This is a genomic window from Pseudomonas sp. URMO17WK12:I12 (assembly GCF_000514395.1).
Lineage (GTDB): Bacteria > Pseudomonadota > Gammaproteobacteria > Pseudomonadales > Pseudomonadaceae > Aquipseudomonas > Aquipseudomonas mucoides.
On record NZ_AZVV01000005.1, the window covers coordinates 374,599 to 391,228 of the forward strand.

Below are 16,630 nucleotides of genomic sequence, written 5' to 3' on the forward strand. Positions count from 1 at the left end.
TGAGCAAACTAGTGAGAGTCGAGCAAGCTATATACGGCGAGGTTCGGGGCGGCCACGGGCTCCGACTTGCCAGCACCGGCAACCGTGTTTTTTCAGAGTTAACCTCACGTCTCGATTTGCCTGACACCACTCCCCCAGGAGCTGACTGGTCACCTTTTGTGAGTGGTTTTCCTCATGGTGAGCATTTCGTTCTCGCTCGTACCTTTGCGGATCCGGAAGCGACGCGACCGGGGATGGTTCTTTCCCATGCAGTGATCGCTCCGCTCGATGAAGTGATCTCGATGTCCGATCTACGGCCACTCTTCGGGTTGCTGATAACCGAACCCAAGCAACCCGCGATGCTTGCGTCTTGTGACTTGCTGCCATTGCCGGAGTCGCCCTCGACAGCGGTAGAATTAGTCCCATCAGCTGAAGCATTAGTAACGCGGGGCACTGGGCCTGTGGTGAGGATTGGCGTCCAAGGCTTTGATGGGCTCGTAATTGCTCTGTGGGCTCGCCTTTGGCCTAGTATCCGTGCCCAGTTCGCATTTCGATTAAGTTTCAGTCCACAAGATATCGTCGAATTTCCGAAACCATCAATCGTCTGTACTCCTAACACGCTTGCGTCTCGCTGGACGGGGCATCGCATTATCGGCCCGGCGAATTCATCGCCGACTTCACCTGGCGCTAGAGTTCTCTGCGGAGGCGAAGAGGCGGAGTCCGTCCTGCATTTCGCAGGTCAGATTGGCGCTTGTATCCGCCACTTCATTGATCTGCCACTTTTACAACGAGCCTTTGAGATCGAATCAGCCTCCAGCCCAAGCTTTGATGATTGTGTAACAGTTCTACGCTTGTTGGAGCGACTATCGCCTGATCCCGCCCAAGGCGTGGACAGCAAGACGAAGCTTATCAATAGGCTTGAGTCGCGATTACGGAGCGCTTCAGTTCAGGAAGTTCTTCTGCTAAGGAACCTCAGTACAACCGGGCTTTCCGCCGCGGACACGTTATGGGCTGGCCTCAAATCCTGGGCAGTTACCAATTCGTTCAAAAATATTGAAGACACGAGAATGCTGTCGGCGATTGACGATGCGCTTTCAGAGTCTGTTGCGGTTGACTCATGGCGTACGGCAGTTCTTGAAGGTGTCGTCTCAGCCTCTTTGACTTCGGAGATGTTTTCGAACGCATTTTGGCGTTGGGCTGAGATCCGTCCAGATGTATGGGCTGCGCTGGTTGGCCACCTGCCGCGAGAGAATGATCTGGAGGTCCGACTGGCCGATGCGGCACCACGAAAGCTCAATATTGATACCGGCAATGTGGTCATGGCTACAGCTCAAAAGAGAGGCTGGCTTCGTCTCCATGGCGTTACTGCCAGTGCCTGTCTCGCGCCTCGAGAGGCTGTCGCTCGCCAGCTTTCGATCGACGCTGCTCCGGAAAGCTTCGATGGACTACGAGCATCCTTGCGAGGCGCTAGCCCGAAAGGGTCAATCGAGATTGCTTTGGAGTTGGCCGAGCCACGTGTATTGCGCATTGTTGCAGAGCAAGTTGCGAACGAACCGCGATTGTTAGGTACGCTCAGCTTTGCAGCCAGAACGGCCCAAGAGCTCTGGAACCACGCCATTTCTATCAACGCTGAAGCGTGGCAAGGTCCGCTTGACCCGCAACGCTCTTTCTTTACCGTCATTCAGAACCTGCTCGACGGTGGGGCGGTTAGCATGGAACTGATCACCGCATTATCCAAGTCTCCACTCGCTGATCTCAGCGGATTCCCTCGGCATGCAGAGGTCTGGCATCAACTGCCAGACCTGGCCCGGGCCAACTGCCTACGAGCTACGGCAACAGGTTGGCTGCAGCGCGCTTTGGAGGGTGATGTCTGTACACCAGGTCGAGAGCTCGAAACCGCCATCCTGAGTTCTAACGACCTGGATAGCACACTACAAAGTTTGGCTGCGAGTGTCGGTAAGATTGTCCATATTATCGAGACCTTAGAAAGCTTCGATGAGCACCGTTTCCTGAGCTGGATTGATAATCGGGTCTTGTTGCGGCACCCGGTGGCCATAGCTGATGCGCAGGTACTGGGCGACATCATCCTGAGTCGTCGGTGGCCGTTAGCAGTGGACAAATTGGTTCAACTTGCACGACAGGGGCGAGCTGATGTGAAGCCGGCGTTGGTGGTGTGTCAAACCATGGTCGGCTTGTTTTGGTGGTGGTCGCTCGGTTTGTCGTCGGCTTCCCAAACGGATAAGTGGATGGTCCTCGAAGAGCTTGCGGCCGATCTTTATCCTAATGGGCCGGATGACGCTGGGTTGTGGGAGCGGGCAGGAGGACGCGACGCCGACTTGGAAAGCTTCGGCACTGGTCGGAATCGGTGGCGGGCTGCGATTGGCCAGCTCCGGCGAGGACGTGGACCCCGTGTAAGCAGTTTACTCGAAGAAATGCGCAGGGATTTCTATTCAAATGATCAGATCCGCGAACTGCAAGCGAGCCGGATATTCTGAAGTGGTCTTAGATGAGCGATGGGTTGAGGGGCATGATGGACGAGCATGAGCAAACAAAGTTGACTACAGGGGCCGGTTTTTCTAGCGGTCACGCCCTTGTTATCGCTGTATCAAATTATCCTAAAGTCCGACCACTGCCAGTTGCAGTGCTGAACGACGCGCGCGACATGTTCGCCACGCTGACGTCCCCCTCGCACTGCGGTTTTGACCAGGCCAATGTAAAGGTATTAGTGGACAGCCAAGCGACACTGGAGGCGATTCGCCGCGAACTTGATGGGCTCGCAAAGCGCGCCACGCTCGACGACACAGTGATGATCTTCTTTTCCGGGCACGGAGCTCGTTTTGATGATTCGGCTGACGCGGCGAGTGCACTGATTCCTGTCGACTGCGATCCAGACAATTTCTCCGCGAGTACTTTGCCGGAGGCAGAGTTTTCTTCAGCGCTTGCCCGCATCAAAGCCAGACGCCTAGTGGTTTTCATCGACGCTTGCCATTCCGGCGCGACTACAAGCTTCAAAGGCATCAACGATACTCCTGCAGCGTTAGGCTTTAGCGAGAAATCGTTAGCCCGACTGGCTGAGGGGGCAGGGCGTGTTCTGATCGCATCGTCTCGCGCATCCGAGTATTCACTCGTGCTCGGAGGTGCTCGCAACAGCCTGTTCACCGAACACCTGTTGGGGGCGCTGCGCGGTGAAGCTCGTACGCATGGTGATGGGCTAATTAGGGTATTCGAGGTCTTCAACCACGTCGCAGAAAAGGTACGAATGGCAGCACCTGGGCAACAACATCCAATCTTCAAGGCGAGCGACCTTGAGGATAATTTTCCTATTGCTTTGGACCGCGGCGGTGCAAAGAATATCGCTTCCGTTGGTAGCTATAGCCGGGATCACGAAATCTGGCGGCAATTGGAAGAGATTTTCTGTGACCTCTATCCCGCTGGCCCGCAGGATCAAGACATCTGGTTGCGCGCCGGTGGGGACACCTCCCGTCTCCGCCTAACAGGCACCGGGCGTGCAAACTGGTTTACTGCACTACGCACGATGCGACAAGGTGGAGGGGGGATTGGTATCAACCAAGCATCGCTCATTAAGGCGGCTTTGGGAGAGTTCCCTCACCATCAAGAACTGATCAAACTTCAGGGATAAACGAGTCGTAAGTGGGGCGACTTGCACCTCTGTCCCATCCCATTGGGGGGGCACCAGTGGGGTGTATGGATAATGAGGTTGCAAGGTGATGCGCCAGGGGCGTACCTACTTCTAACCAGACCCTCAACATGCATCATATGCCAAGCTACGTTGTGCATGTTGCTGACTCGCGGCTTTCTGCTGAAAGGGCAGATTGATAAGTGCCGCCTATCGGCCAATTGTTCGTTGATCCACGCGAAACGCTTTTCAAGCTTGGGTTTGACGGTATTCACATACTCACCGGCTAGACCAGCGTAGAGCAACGGAATGAAACCCTTGTGGATCTCGGAAGTCAGGAAGCTCAGGCGGCGCAATACGCTACACAATGCGCGTAGCATTTCCTGCTAAATCCGAGACAGCGGAGCAAAAATAAATCGGTACACAGTTCGTCAATCGCTTCTATTTTGTACTGATAATGCTGGCTTAATTCAGGTCCGGTGATATCACTTGGATCAGGGTCTTTTGATAGACCATTGAGAACATTTATCCAATTGTGAGCGCCATTGCAGCGACTACACTCCAACCCATGAAACGCTATCTGCGGTTCTGCCTCATCTTCTTGATCAGCTTGGCGCTTCCCCTCAGCGGGGTGGCGGGCGTTCCGGCACCGACAGAACCCTGCCCAATGAAGACGATGGGCATGGCGATGATGGATGACATGGGTATGGACTGCTGCAATGACATGAAAAGTCCTGTCGAGCACGGCAAACCTTGTAAACCGGGCCAGGAATGCAAGACGGGCGGCATGCTGCAAGTCTCGATCTTCAATCCTCCAGTAACCGTATTCAGCCCCGTAGTGCTTTCCTTCTCCAGCGATTCCCTACCCGTACAAGCCCCATCCGGGGTATGGCGACCTCCTCGCGTTTGATTCCTGTCCCACATTGAGCCTCATTCTGCGTTAGCAGGATGGACTAGCTGCGCGCATGTCTTTTGACGCGTGCAGTGGATGATCACAGGAATCGTAAACATGAACTCCAAGTGCTATTGCACAGTCTGGTCCCTCGTGGCCGGTCTGGCGGCAAGTGTACTGGCATTGCCGAGCCTCGCTGCCGCATTGACACTCGATGAAGCGTTGCGGCTGGCGGAAAACAATGCGCCGTCGCTGACCGCACAAGACGCCAAAATTCAGGCTGCCAGCAGTGCAGCCATTCCAGCCGGTGAGCTGCCTGACCCCAAGCTGCTGCTGGGTGTGCAGAACTACCCCATTGGCGGTCCGGATCGCTGGAGTATCGACCAGGACTTCATGACCATGCAAATGGTCGGGGTCAGGCAAGAAATGCCGAACAGCGACAAGCGCAAAGCTCGGATTGAGGTCGCCGATGCGGCGGTTGATCGCGCCGCTGCGGAGCGTCGAGTCGAACGTCTGAAGGTACGCCAGTCCACGGCGCTAGCTTGGATCAGTAGCTACTCGGTTGAGCGCAAAGATGCGCTGTTCCAGGACTTCTACAAAGAAAATCGTCTGCTGACCGATACCGTCCGGGCCCAGATTGCCGGTGGTCGCGCTCAACCCGCTGATGCGGTGACACCCAAGCAGGAAGCGGTTCAACTGGCGGAGCAACAGGATGATCTGATTCTCCAAAGAGCACAGGCCCGAGCGGCACTCAAACGCTGGATTGGTTCCGCCGCCAACGACAAGCCTGTGGGCAGCCTGCCTGAATGGCCTGTCGAAACCTCAAGCTACTCCCATAAACTGCAACACCATCCCGAGTTGGCCGCGTTTGCGCCGATGACTCGTGAAGCGCAAGCCAAAGTTAATGAAGCGGTGTCGGAGAAGCAGTCGGACTGGAGCTGGGAACTGGATTACCAGCGCCGTGGTCGTGAGTTCGGCGATATGGTCAGCGTGCAATTTTCCTGGGACCTGCCGCTGTTTCCTGACTCGCGCCAAAACCCCAAAATTGCAGCCAAACAGGCTGAGCTCAGTCAGCTTGAGGCCGAGCGCGAAGCCCTGTCTCGCGAGCACACCCAGCAACTGGAAAACGAACTGGCTGACTATGAACGCCTGAATCGTGCTGTGCGCCGCAACCAGAAACGCCTGTTGCCGCTGGCCAAGGAAAAGGTCGAACTCAGCATGGCCAGTTATCGCTCGGGTAAAGGCGATTTAAACGCCGTTGTTTCCGCCCGACGTGAACTCATAGAGGCCCGCCTCAAACAGATCGACGTGGAAGAGCAGCGAGCGCTGGCCAGTGCGCGTCTGTATTTTGCTTATGGGGAGCCCAGTCAATGAGCCTTAAAAAATGGAGCAGGGCATTGCTGGTTGGCATCTCGATGGCATTAGGCGTCGTAGGTGGTTACTGGTTCGCACACCAGCGCATGAGCGGAGTACTCAATACCGCCTCGGAGCAGAGCCTCAATTCAACGGGCGAACGCAAAGCGCTCTATTGGTACGACCCCATGTACCCGCAGCAAAAGTTCGATAAGCCAGGTAAATCCCCCTTCATGGACATGCAACTGGTTCCCCAATACGCCAGCGGCGCAGGGGACCGTGCGAGCGTCAGCATCGATCCGAGTCTGACCCAGAATCTCGGACTGCGTTTTGCGACGGTCACCCGTGGGATCTTTGATTCCAGCCTCGACGTGACAGGTGTCTTGGTGTTCAACGAACGTGATGTCGCTGTGATTCAAGCACGCACCACTGGCTTTGTGGAGCGGGTCTATGCCCATGCTCCCGGTGATGTGCTCAAAGCCAACGCGGCGTTGGCGGATATCTTGGTGCCGGAATGGGCAGCTGCTCAGACAGAGTTCCTTGCCCTGAAACGCAACGGGGATGCTGCCCTGTTGGAAGCGGCCCGCCAGCGTCTACGGCTCACAGGGATGCCGGCAGCACTGATTACTCAGGTAGAGCGTGGCGGTAAGGTTCAGCCGTACCTGACTCTGACCAGTCCCATCGCCGGTGTGCTGCAAGAGTTGAACGTACGCGCGGGTATGACCGTGGCGACCGGCGACACCCTGGCACGCGTCAATGGCTTGAGTAGTGTCTGGCTGGCCGTGGCCGTACCAGAATCGGATGCCGGATCGATCACCGTGGGGCAGGCGGTCGAAGCGCGCCTGCTAGCCTTCCCAGGGACAATGCTCAGTGGCAAGGTCAGCGCGATTTTGCCCGAGACCAATCCGGACAGCCGCACCCTTCGTGTGCGGGTGGAACTACCCAATCCAGATGGACGCCTCAGGCCGGGTTTGACGGCGCAGGTACGCCTGAACCGTTCGACCGGGCAAAGTGTGTTGTGGGTGCCGAGCGAGGCCGTCATTCGCACTGGCCGACGTGCTCTGGTGATGCTTGCCGAAGACGCCGGCCGCTATCGTCCAGTGGAGGTGCAGCCAGGGCAGGAAAGCGATGGCAAGACGGCGATCTTGAAAGGTCTGGAAGAAGGACAGAGGGTGGTTACCTCTGGCCAGTTTCTGCTCGACTCGGAGGCCAGTCTAAAGGGCATTGTTGCCCGCTCAGAGGAAGAGTCACCACCGCGCGTAGCAGCCTCCAGCTTTCATGAAGCGGAGGGGCAGATCGTTGAGATCAACGATAAAGAAGTCACGCTTGCCCATGGTCCTTTCAAGACGCTGGGCATGCCTGGTATGACGATGACGTTCCCACTCGCTAGTCCGGCGCTGATGCAGGGCCTCAAAACGGGGGATAAGGTTCGGATTGCGGTGAGCCAGACCGATGATGGTTTGCGTGTCGAGCGTCTGGATAAATCGGGGAGCCAGCCATGATTGCTGCCCTGATTCGTTGGTCAGTGGCCAACCGATTCCTGGTGCTGTTGGCGACGCTGTTTGTCACGGCTTGGGGCGTCTGGTCGGTGCAGAGTACGCCCATCGATGCGCTGCCGGATCTCTCCGATGTTCAGGTGATCATCCGCACCCCTTTTCCGGGACAAGCGCCGCAGATTGTCGAGAACCAGGTGACCTATCCGTTGGCCACCACCATGCTCTCAGTACCGGGAGCCAAGACTGTGCGTGGTTATTCCTTCTTCGGTGACAGCTTCGTTTACGTGCTGTTCGAAGACGGCACTGACTTGTACTGGGCTCGCTCGCGGGTGTTGGAGTATCTGAGCCAAATACAAAGTCGCTTGCCGACCAGCGCCAAGCCGGCGTTGGGACCGGATGCGACGGGCGTGGGCTGGATCTATCAGTACGCACTGGTGGATCGCAGTGGAGGACACGACCTGGCGCAGCTACGCGCACTTCAGGACTGGTTCCTCAAGTTCGAACTCAAGACCCTGCCCAACGTTGCGGAAGTGGCCACCGTGGGCGGCATGGTCAAGCAGTACCAGGTGCAGCTTGATCCGCTCAAACTGGCCAGTCTCGGTATTACTCAGGCGGAGGTGACCGAAGCTATCGGCAAGGCCAATCAGGAAACGGGTGGCGCGGTGCTGGAGATGGCGGAGACCGAGTTCATCGTACGGGCTTCCGGCTACCTGAAGTCGCTCAATGACTTCCGGTCGATCCCACTCAAATTGGGTGCGGGCGGTGTGCCGGTGACCCTTGGCGATGTCGCCACGATCCAGTTGGGGCCGGAAATGCGGCGTGGCATTACTGAACTCGACGGCGAAGGCGAGACCGTCGGCGGCGTGGTGATTTTGCGCAGTGGCAAGAACGCTCGCGAGACCATCGCGGCGGTGAAGACTAAACTCGACGAGCTGAAAAGCAGTTTGCCGGCCGGGGTGGAAATCGTCACCACCTACGACCGTAGCAAGCTGATTGACCGCGCTGTGGAAAATCTCAGCCACAAGCTGATCGAAGAGTTCATCGTCGTCGCGTTGGTGTGTGGGATCTTCCTCTGGCACCTGCGCTCATCCCTGGTGGCGATCATTTCGCTGCCGGTGGGGGTGCTGATTGCCTTCATCGTCATGCGCTACCAGGGCATCAACGCCAACATCATGTCCTTGGGCGGGATAGCTATCGCCATCGGCGCCATGGTCGATGCCGCCGTGGTGATGATCGAGAACGCCCACAAGAAGATTGAGGCATGGCACGCGGCCAATCCGGGGGAAGAACTGAAGGGTGAACGTCATTGGCATGTAATGACCGAGGCGGCGGCAGAGGTAGGTCCCGCGCTGTTCTTCTGTTTGTTGATCATCACCCTGTCGTTCATTCCGGTGTTCACGCTGGAAGCTCAGGAAGGACGGCTGTTCGGCCCTTTGGCTTTCACCAAGACCTACGCCATGGCTGCAGCGGCAGGATTGTCAGTGACCTTGGTGCCAGTGCTGATGGGCTACTGGATTCGAGGACGAATTCCCAGTGAACATCAGAACCCGTTGAACCGGTGGTTGATTCGGATCTATCAGCCAGCCCTGGACGCAGTCTTGCGTCGCCCGAAGATCACACTGCTGGTGGCGCTATTGGTTTTTGTCAGTGCGCTATGGCCAATGTCGCGTCTGGGGGGCGAGTTTCTCCCCCCGTTGGATGAGGGTGATCTGCTCTATATGCCTTCGGCTCTGCCGGGGCTGTCGGCGCAGAAGGCGGCGCAACTGCTGCAACAGACCGACCGCCTGATCAAGACCGTTCCAGAGGTCGAACATGTCTTCGGTAAAGCGGGGCGTGCCGAAACTGCCACCGACCCGGCACCGCTGGAGATGTTCGAAACCACGATCCAATTCAAGCCGCACGAGCAATGGCGTCCAGGCATGACCCAGGAAAAGCTGGTGGAAGAACTGGATCGAGTGGTACGCGTCCCTGGGCTGACCAATATCTGGATACCACCGATTCGCAACCGTATCGACATGCTGGCCACGGGGATCAAGAGTCCCATCGGAGTGAAAGTTGCCGGCACCAACCTAGCGGAGATCGATGCGGCCACCCAGGCGGTCGAACGAGTGGCCAAGGGTGTACCCGGTGTCAGTTCGGCTCTGGCCGAGCGACTGACGGGGGGGCGCTATATCGATGTGGATATCGACCGCAAAGCCGCCGCCCGTTATGGACTGAATATCGCCGATGTGCAGTCCATCGTGGCCGGCGCTATCGGTGGTGAAAACGTCGGCGAGACCATTGAAGGGCTCGCACGCTTCCCGATCAACGTGCGTTACCCACGGGAGTGGCGTGACTCGCTCGGTGCCTTGGAGCAATTGCCGATCTATACCCCGCTAGGGAGCCAGATCACCCTCGGCACAGTGGCGAAGGTCAAAGTCACGGACGGTCCGCCGATGCTCAAGAGCGAGAACGCGCGGCCCTCTGGTTGGGTATACATCGACGTGCGTGGCCGGGACATTGCCTCGGTGGTCGCCGATCTACGGCGGGTCGTCAATGAACAGGTCAAGTTGCAACCCGGCATGAGTCTGAGTTACTCGGGGCAGTTCGAATTTCTGGAGCGGGCCAACGCACGACTCAAGCTGGTGGTGCCTGCCACGCTGTTGATCATCTTCGTGTTGCTCTACCTGACGTTTGCCCGCTTCGATGAGGCCTTGCTGATCATGGCCACTCTGCCATTCGCTCTCACGGGCGGGGCTTGGTTCCTCTATTTATTGGGATTCAATCTGTCGGTCGCCACCGGGGTCGGTTTTATCGCCTTGGCCGGGGTTTCTGCCGAGTTTGGCGTGATCATGCTGCTCTATCTGAAGAACGCCTGGGCCGAACGTGAAGACCTCGGCGACAGCACTGAGCGTGGATTGGTCGCGGCGATTCGTGAAGGTGCTGTGCAGCGCGTTCGCCCCAAGGCCATGACCGTGGCCGTCATTATTGCCGGCCTGCTGCCCATTCTGTTGGGGAGTGGTACCGGCAGTGAGGTGATGAGCCGCATTGCCGCGCCCATGGTCGGTGGCATGGTCACAGCTCCCTTGCTTTCCCTGTTTGTCATTCCGGCTGCCTATCGCCTGATGCGTCGCCGGCACCTCATTGTTAACCCCATCAAGTCACAAGGAACATTCGTATGAAACTGACCCTGATTGCCGTTGCAAGCACTGCATTTGCACTATCGCTTTCTGCTCAAGCGGAGGACATGCCGGGCATGAAAATGGAAAGTATGGAGGGCATGCAGATGGAGCAGAAAGCCCAGGATTCCGTCGCCAACGCCGAGGGAACGATTAAGTCTATGGACACTGTGAAGCACACGGTGACCATTGCCCACGGGGCTGTCCCATCCGTTCAGTGGCCGCCGATGACCATGGCTTTTGCTGCATCGGAAGACCAACTTAAAGGCCTGACCGCTGGCGACCGCGTTTCGTTTTCGTTTCGGGTAGAGGGTGGTAGAGCCACCATTGTGTCCATCAGTAAATAAAGCAATAGAAGTGGCCGGCATGCTTCGTGACGCCGGTCACTATCGGATAATTCACTTAATGGAAAAGGAGGTAGGTCTGGAGGATCCTCGAAGAACCGCTTTTGGCTAACGCTGAAGCCTGCCTCGTCGACGGCATCACCTTCGAGGCTGAGAACCTTCAACTGGTGAAAGCCTATGCAGCGTACGGGCTTCGACGCGAGGAGATTTCTGTCCGCTTGGACCTAGAATTCGCCAATCCAGCAAGGGAGTGAACGAATTCTCTGAACCGCTCCTTGTTTAATAGAGACCATTGAGCGGCAGCTTCTGACTGTTGCTATCGAAGCATGTTTAGTAACGCGAGAGGTCGCAATGGACGAATCGAACAAGCATCTTGAACAAATCCGACAATCGACCATCTTTCGCTGGGCTCAAGCGGTGCAATGGTTCGGTCTGATAACATTCTTGTTAGCTGTGGGACTTGCGTTGCTGACCGACCTCCCACAGTCCATCAACGGCATAACCCTCATTGCCATATTGGGGATGCTAGGGCTGCTTTCTCTGGTGCCAGCAAGGTTCATTCTTACGGTCTACTTGATGACTCCTTCGAAAAAAAATAAGTCTGTCTTGACCGAAGTGCACCCAAGTGAGGTCCAGGTTAGCTCACCAGTCGTCCAAGAGAAATCGCAGAAACAATAGTCCCTGATGCCGAGGGCGGAAGGTCTGCTTCCTTCCACCGGTTGACATTCAGTCCGGCCTAAATTCAGCCATAACCCATCTCTGGCCATTCTCGAGCCTCCGCTTCGGCCGATAGCTGCCGCTTACGAAAGGCTGCGATCGTCTCAAAGATGAACTTCGTTTCAGCTCGCCAGACGAAGGAAGGTTTAGGCATTATTTGATTGCTGCTCGACCTCAATCGACTTTTGCTTGTGCTGTCACTTCAGGCTTTCGCGGCATGCGAATCGCCATGCTTTTTTTGGTGACAACACAGTACGCCGACTTTTCAGGCCAGTCCTTAAGCTCAGTTTTGATGAGTTTGATCGGACAAAGCAGCAACACTTCTCCAAAAGAAAAAAGTGGAAACGCTGAGATCACTGGTTGATCGCGCACGGACTCTACTGAGCCCCACATCTCGGAGTCGAAAATTTCCTTTGTGTAATTTTCAGTCAGCCAAAACTTTGCTTCGGATTGGTCGCGGACTTTCATAATGGATGCTGCTGCATTGACGATGGTCAAGGAGCCTCCAGGTGAAGCACCGATAACGACGACCAAGATTACCAATGTCGCCGCTGCGCATTGCAAAATCCGTTTGAACGTATCGGCCTTGCTTGTGTACAGAACAACCACAGGTATCAGTGTCACACCAGCAGAAAAAATCGATATGACCAGGAGCTTGATCGCGGCTGCTGGTGTGTCCTCGCCCGTGTAGGCTTTTAGAATGAGGCTGACGGGGAATACGGCTGACACAACGCTGGCTACTAGGACGAATACCAGCATTAGCAGAATGTATGCTCGCGCTGCCTTGCTGTTTGCATTTCCTGGCGCTGCCGCCGTTGCGCATAAGTCCAGGGCCAGTCTGAATTTGGAGTTCTTACGTAACGCCCAAATGGTGACAATGATGTAGAGAACTACACATCCCAGCTTTTCATAATCATTCAGCTTCGGCCCATTAAAAATCAGGGCCATCAACGCCGTAATTCCGAGCAGAACCGGCCAAAGCAACAGCTTTGCCAGGTAAGGTTGAGTCGTTGGACTGTCTTTGAAGAGCGATATAGATAGACCAAATAACATGCTGGTTGTCATGATAATCAAGAGGTAGGCGGCGGCCACGAAAGCAAGGAAAACCAGCCACGTAACCAGATCAGAGGGTGCTTCAAGAGCCCCGGGCATCAGATCAGGCCGACCTATGGCATTGGTGTACGTCCAAATTGTGTAAGTCTTCAAAAGGATTCCGAGCGCAACAAAAAGCGCAGAGAGCTGAGCCCAGTAGTCGCGAATCCAGTTAAGATTTTTTTCCAGTGATTGTCGAAAGGTTGGGTGATTCACGTCGGTCACGTATTGCCTCCAGGCAAGGTGAAAGGGCGATGAGGGGCATCTGATGTTTGCATTCCTGAGGTTAAGGAATACCTAAGGCGCAAGCCTGATAGGTGCTATATCGCCTTCCATTTTTATTGCTTGAAGAAAAAATATTTTGTTTCGCCCCCTTGAAAAAATTTTTGCGCGACGGATCTCTATATTTGAGGACAACAAAAAAGCAACGATCTCAGCGCTCCATCTTCCACCGATATTGCTGGGGAAACGGTGCTGGTTTTCGCTTTTGCAGTGTTCCTACTTCTGATCTTTTTCTTGGGTATATCCTGCTGACGCTGACGTATGGCCTGCCCTCTTGGCATAGCAAAATCGGCACTGTGCGGCGCAAGCCGCTGCTTTCAGGTTGGATTTCAAAAAACTGGCGTTTTTTTTGAAAAATACCCGTGCCGGACAACCACGACTGACAAGAGACAGAGCGATAGGGGCTGGAAAGCGTTATGAACAGGGATTTGGAGTCCAATGTCTGGCGAATGGCGCAGCAGCAATGTGCTGGACCTGCATTTCTTCAGCTGATTGAAGATGCTGTCAGCGGCTATAAAAGAATTCCTGGGTTTGATCTACCCGATCGGTTGCACGCGACTGACATCGGTCCGACAGGCATTGAGGTGTTACGTGGTGCACTTGAACGTCAGGGATTCTATGCAGGCCCTCCTGGTACCTACGTCGAAATCAGGTCTCGTCTAAGAGCGCATTTGAGTTGTCAGCTCCAATGGCACCTCGTGAGCGCTGGTCAGGCTACCGATGAAATGAAGGAGGATCAGTTCGGTCGAGATATTGGTTTGTAGGTTGGGACTATCAATCGATGCGCAAGAGAATTCGGCTGAGCATTCGTTTTTACAACATGAAATTACATCCCCAAATCGAGTTGCATGCGCCATTCGAGTAGTTCTACAGGTAGTGCGTCCAAGGGCAGAGCTTGGACGATACCTCGCAACAGATAGCTGGAATGGCAATGAAGTACTGCCACTTTTGTTGGATCATCTCTCGAAAATTCCAATTCCGCTCCTGCCAATCGCTGCCCCCTGCGTAGCGCTTTTAGCGCTTCCTCGCCAAGCCATTCAAGGCGTAGAAAACCATACATGTTAACTGCGCGAGTTTTTACACAGACTTTTAGCCGTTCCACCACCAACTGCTCTAGAGCGTGGCTCCCCAGAGTAGCCACTGCCAGTTTCCAAAGCTGTCCTTCGAGGCTGGTCGTGATCTTCATGGATATCCGAGGGCTCGTATCTCTGACAATCTACTGGCCAGACTCTGTAGTAGATGGTGTGCCGGATTCCTTCAAGTGTGATTGAAGTCCTGTGCGCAACTCCAGCAACGCGTCTCGCAATCGAGCGTTCTCGCGCGAATCACCCGAGTTCGGTTTGAAGGCTTCTATGTGCCGGAGCAAAGCTTAAGAATCATTTCTATTGAGATCAAAAACAATCATGTTAGGTCCGGGGTTTGGAGGGAGCGTGGTGTCAGCAGGCGAATCCGTGACTCAGCCTTTCAAGCTCAGCTTTTACCTGCTCATACCCTGCTTCATTGTGAGCGAGTTCTAATGGTGTGCTATCTCCGAGACCTGCATTCGGTTGGTTCAGCCAAGTGTCGGCTTTATTTTTGTTGCCAAAAACCGCTTCGGCTTCACGCTGAATCAACTCAACATAACGCATGTCTGGTCCTCAAGATGTACCGGATTGTTTTCGGTTCTCAACCCGCTGCCGAAACAGGTGTGTTGGGATGACGTTTACTCTTTTCTTACTTAAATCGAAAACGCGACAGCCAGACGCTTGGTGAACTCTATTGCTTGTTCCTTGCTACTCACGTTGGTAAACCCCAAAAGCAAGCCGTGTTCAACCTCTGAGGTGAGGTACCAGTCGGAAAGCGCGTGCACACGCAATCCAACGCTCATTGCATTTGTAACGATTTCGCGGTCGTTTGTACCCTGGATGAGTCGAGCGAGCAGGTGCATTCCCCCGACTTGATGGTCGATCGATAACCTATGTCCAAGATCTGCTTGCAACGCCTCTACCAGCAGTTGCCGTCGACTGGAATACAAGGTGCGCATCTTTTTCAGATGGCGGGCGAAATGGCCGTCCTCGATAAACCTGGCGATCGTTGCTTGCCACAAGTGAGGACAATGACTCTGCATCTTGTCAGTCATCTCGGTGAAACGAGGAATTAACTTCTCGGGCACCACCAAATATGAAAGCCTTAACCCGGGCATCAACACCTTGCTGAACGTGCCGCAATACAAAACCCTACCTCGTGTGTCCAAGCTTTTTAAGGCAGGTAGAGGACGACCGTGATAGCGATATTCACTGTCGTAGTCATCCTCGATAATCCAACTTCCCCGACTGCTTGCCCACTCCAGCAATGCCTGACGGCGAGGCATCGATAGTGGAACACACAGCGGGCTTTGATGGGTGGGGGTGACAACCGCAAAGCGTGCGTTGGTAGCTCGTTGGAGGCCTGCCTCAACAACCATACCGTTAACATCCACAGGGACGGGAATCAGGGTTGCTCCTGCCTCCCGAAGAAAGTCGCGCGCCGCAAAATACCCTGGATCTTCGATCCAGCACTGGTCGCCCTGTTTCAGCAAGCTACGGCAGATCAAATCAAGACAGGCGCGATATCCGGCCACGATGAAAATCTGCTCCGGCGAGCATGTAATTCCGCGAGAAACGCCCAAGTAGCTCGCGATTGCTGTGCGCAACGATGAGAGTCCTCTCGCATCCGGGTAGATCAAACCTTCCAATCGCGCGTTACGCAAAGTGTTAGAGGCCAATCGATTCCAGAGTCTGCAAGGAAAAGCATCTAGTGCAGGCAAGCCTATTTGCAAGGGCAATGGCATTTCACCTGAGTGAATTAATGAGCTTTGTAGCTCTACCTCAGGTACCGATTGCTCTGGGTCTGGCACGGGTTTAAGCAAAGGTGACACCACTGTTCCCGCAGGACCGCGCGCAGTCAGATAGCCCTCGCTGATCAGCAACTGATAGGCGATTTCAACAGTCCCCCGTGCAAGATTCAGCTCAGAGGCTAGCGCTCGTATTGAGGGAACACGGTCGCCAGGTTTCAGACGGCTGTCGGAGATCGACTGGCGAAATCGCCAATAGATCTGTCGATAAAGAGGGGCATCTGATGCTTCAGGCACGAGATTTTCCATTGCTATGTCCTAGTCGTTTGGAGTGTTTTTGGCTCTATAGGCTAAGTCATGAAGACTATACGATATGTTCATTTTCAATGAAGGCAATTCCCTGATGAAAAATCACGTAATCAAGAGGCTGACAGAAGACACAGCGTTTGAGGCAGCCTTTGAGCTCATGCAGCAGCTACGCCCGCATTTGAAAAGCGCGAAGTCGTTTACTCAGCAGCTGAACCGTCAGTCACATCAGGGGTATCGGTTACTAGGGTTATGGCAGGACAAAAAACTGACAGGTCTGATCGGTTATCGCTTATCCGAGAACCTGCTTTATGGACACCACATCTATGTCGACGATCTAGTCGTCGATTCATCGGTACGCCATTTAGGGCATGGTAGCGTCCTTCTAAATAGGGCTCGCGAAGAGGCCAGACACCATGGTTGCTCATACCTAGTGCTCGATACCGGGCTAGATAAGCCGCTTGCGCAGCGATTCTATTTACGGGAGGGCATGGTGGCTAAAGGTGTGCACTTCGTACAGTCAATGGAAACGCTTCAAGTGTCAGTGGGCCCATGAGTTGGC

Annotated in this window: 14 protein-coding genes; 10 read left to right on the forward strand and 4 right to left on the reverse strand. The window is 54.9% G+C overall.

What is annotated here, in order from left to right; translation table 11 throughout:
• Positions 1–11 precede the first annotated feature (11 nt).
• From D882_RS0107130 to D882_RS0107170, 8 genes are all read left to right on the forward strand, one after another.
• Positions 12–2,474: an effector-associated domain EAD1-containing protein gene (locus D882_RS0107130; protein ID WP_027922590.1), complete on the forward strand. Its 2,463-nt coding sequence runs from the start codon at positions 12–14 to the stop codon at positions 2,472–2,474.
• Positions 2,475–2,485: 11 nt separating this feature from the next.
• Positions 2,486–3,619, forward strand: coding sequence for a caspase family protein (locus D882_RS0107135; protein ID WP_218186569.1), 1,134 nt, complete (start codon positions 2,486–2,488; stop codon positions 3,617–3,619).
• A gap of 565 nt (positions 3,620–4,184) precedes the next feature.
• Entirely contained in the window at positions 4,185–4,526 is a 342-nt protein-coding gene (locus D882_RS1000000133125) for a hypothetical protein (RefSeq protein WP_081743921.1), read from the forward strand.
• A gap of 99 nt (positions 4,527–4,625) precedes the next feature.
• Complete coding sequence (locus D882_RS0107145; RefSeq protein ID WP_027922592.1) at positions 4,626–5,882, forward strand: TolC family protein; 1,257 nt, start codon at positions 4,626–4,628, stop codon at positions 5,880–5,882.
• Entirely contained in the window at positions 5,879–7,363 is a 1,485-nt protein-coding gene (locus tag D882_RS0107150; protein ID WP_027922593.1) for an efflux RND transporter periplasmic adaptor subunit, read from the forward strand. Before D882_RS0107145 ends, D882_RS0107150 begins: the two co-directional genes overlap by 4 nt.
• Positions 7,360–10,518, forward strand: a complete 3,159-nt coding sequence (locus D882_RS0107155; RefSeq protein ID WP_027922594.1) for an efflux RND transporter permease subunit — start codon at positions 7,360–7,362, stop codon at positions 10,516–10,518. The genes D882_RS0107150 and D882_RS0107155 overlap by 4 nt, the downstream gene beginning before the upstream one ends.
• Positions 10,515–10,862, forward strand: a complete 348-nt coding sequence (locus D882_RS0107160; RefSeq protein WP_027922595.1) for a copper-binding protein — start codon at positions 10,515–10,517, stop codon at positions 10,860–10,862. Before D882_RS0107155 ends, D882_RS0107160 begins: the two co-directional genes overlap by 4 nt.
• A 348-nt stretch (positions 10,863–11,210) precedes the next feature.
• Complete coding sequence (locus tag D882_RS0107170) at positions 11,211–11,537, forward strand: DUF6458 family protein (RefSeq protein ID WP_027922596.1); 327 nt, start codon at positions 11,211–11,213, stop codon at positions 11,535–11,537.
• A 213-nt stretch (positions 11,538–11,750) separates the two neighbouring features.
• Here D882_RS0107170 and D882_RS0107175 read toward each other — a convergent pair whose 3' ends face one another.
• On the reverse strand, positions 11,751–12,893 hold the full coding sequence (locus D882_RS0107175) for a hypothetical protein (RefSeq protein WP_027922597.1): 1,143 nt from the start codon (positions 12,891–12,893) through the stop codon (positions 11,751–11,753).
• Positions 12,894–13,366: 473 nt separating this feature from the next.
• Here D882_RS0107175 and D882_RS0107180 point away from each other — a divergent pair, with 473 nt between their 5' ends.
• Positions 13,367–13,714 carry a hypothetical protein gene (locus tag D882_RS0107180; RefSeq protein WP_027922598.1) on the forward strand — a complete coding sequence of 116 codons (348 nt, stop codon included), beginning with the start codon at positions 13,367–13,369 and terminating at the stop codon, positions 13,712–13,714.
• 62 nt (positions 13,715–13,776) lie between these two features.
• Here the strand turns inward: D882_RS0107180 and D882_RS0107185 are convergent, their stop codons facing one another.
• The 3 genes from D882_RS0107185 to D882_RS0107195 all read right to left on the reverse strand — a co-directional run bounded on the left by D882_RS0107185 (position 13,777) and on the right by D882_RS0107195 (position 16,071).
• A complete protein-coding gene (locus D882_RS0107185; RefSeq protein WP_027922599.1) occupies positions 13,777–14,136 on the reverse strand; it encodes a hypothetical protein in 360 nt (119 codons plus the stop codon).
• 250 nt (positions 14,137–14,386) lie between these two features.
• Positions 14,387–14,578, reverse strand: a complete 192-nt coding sequence (locus D882_RS0107190) for an MbcA/ParS/Xre antitoxin family protein (RefSeq protein ID WP_027922600.1) — start codon at positions 14,576–14,578, stop codon at positions 14,387–14,389.
• An 89-nt stretch (positions 14,579–14,667) separates the two neighbouring features.
• On the reverse strand, positions 14,668–16,071 hold the full coding sequence (locus D882_RS0107195) for a PLP-dependent aminotransferase family protein (RefSeq protein WP_032833450.1): 1,404 nt from the start codon (positions 16,069–16,071) through the stop codon (positions 14,668–14,670).
• 64 nt (positions 16,072–16,135) lie between these two features.
• Here D882_RS0107195 and D882_RS0107200 point away from each other — a divergent pair, with 64 nt between their 5' ends.
• Complete coding sequence (locus D882_RS0107200; RefSeq protein WP_256218324.1) at positions 16,136–16,624, forward strand: GNAT family N-acetyltransferase; 489 nt, start codon at positions 16,136–16,138, stop codon at positions 16,622–16,624.
• Positions 16,625–16,630 lie beyond the last annotated feature (6 nt).

What these genes read in the sequence shown, in the direction of transcription:
- D882_RS0107160 (WP_027922595.1), top strand. Translation starts at nt 10,515, where the DNA reads ATGAAACTGACCCTGATTGCCGTTGCAAGCACTGCATTTGCACTATCG.
- D882_RS0107155 (WP_027922594.1), top strand. Translation starts at nt 7,360, where the DNA reads ATGATTGCTGCCCTGATTCGTTGGTCAGTGGCCAACCGATTCCTGGTG.
- D882_RS0107145 (WP_027922592.1), top strand. Translation starts at nt 4,626, where the DNA reads ATGAACTCCAAGTGCTATTGCACAGTCTGGTCCCTCGTGGCCGGTCTG.
- D882_RS0107190 (WP_027922600.1), bottom strand. Translation starts at nt 14,578, where the DNA reads ATGCGTTATGTTGAGTTGATTCAGCGTGAAGCCGAAGCGGTTTTTGGC.
- D882_RS0107180 (WP_027922598.1), top strand. Translation starts at nt 13,367, where the DNA reads ATGAACAGGGATTTGGAGTCCAATGTCTGGCGAATGGCGCAGCAGCAA.
- D882_RS0107135 (WP_218186569.1), top strand. Translation starts at nt 2,486, where the DNA reads ATGAGCGATGGGTTGAGGGGCATGATGGACGAGCATGAGCAAACAAAG.
- D882_RS0107185 (WP_027922599.1), bottom strand. Translation starts at nt 14,136, where the DNA reads ATGAAGATCACGACCAGCCTCGAAGGACAGCTTTGGAAACTGGCAGTG.
- D882_RS1000000133125 (WP_081743921.1), top strand. Translation starts at nt 4,185, where the DNA reads ATGAAACGCTATCTGCGGTTCTGCCTCATCTTCTTGATCAGCTTGGCG.
- D882_RS0107170 (WP_027922596.1), top strand. Translation starts at nt 11,211, where the DNA reads ATGGACGAATCGAACAAGCATCTTGAACAAATCCGACAATCGACCATC.
- D882_RS0107195 (WP_032833450.1), bottom strand. Translation starts at nt 16,071, where the DNA reads ATGGAAAATCTCGTGCCTGAAGCATCAGATGCCCCTCTTTATCGACAG.
- D882_RS0107200 (WP_256218324.1), top strand. Translation starts at nt 16,136, where the DNA reads ATGTTCATTTTCAATGAAGGCAATTCCCTGATGAAAAATCACGTAATC.
- D882_RS0107150 (WP_027922593.1), top strand. Translation starts at nt 5,879, where the DNA reads ATGAGCCTTAAAAAATGGAGCAGGGCATTGCTGGTTGGCATCTCGATG.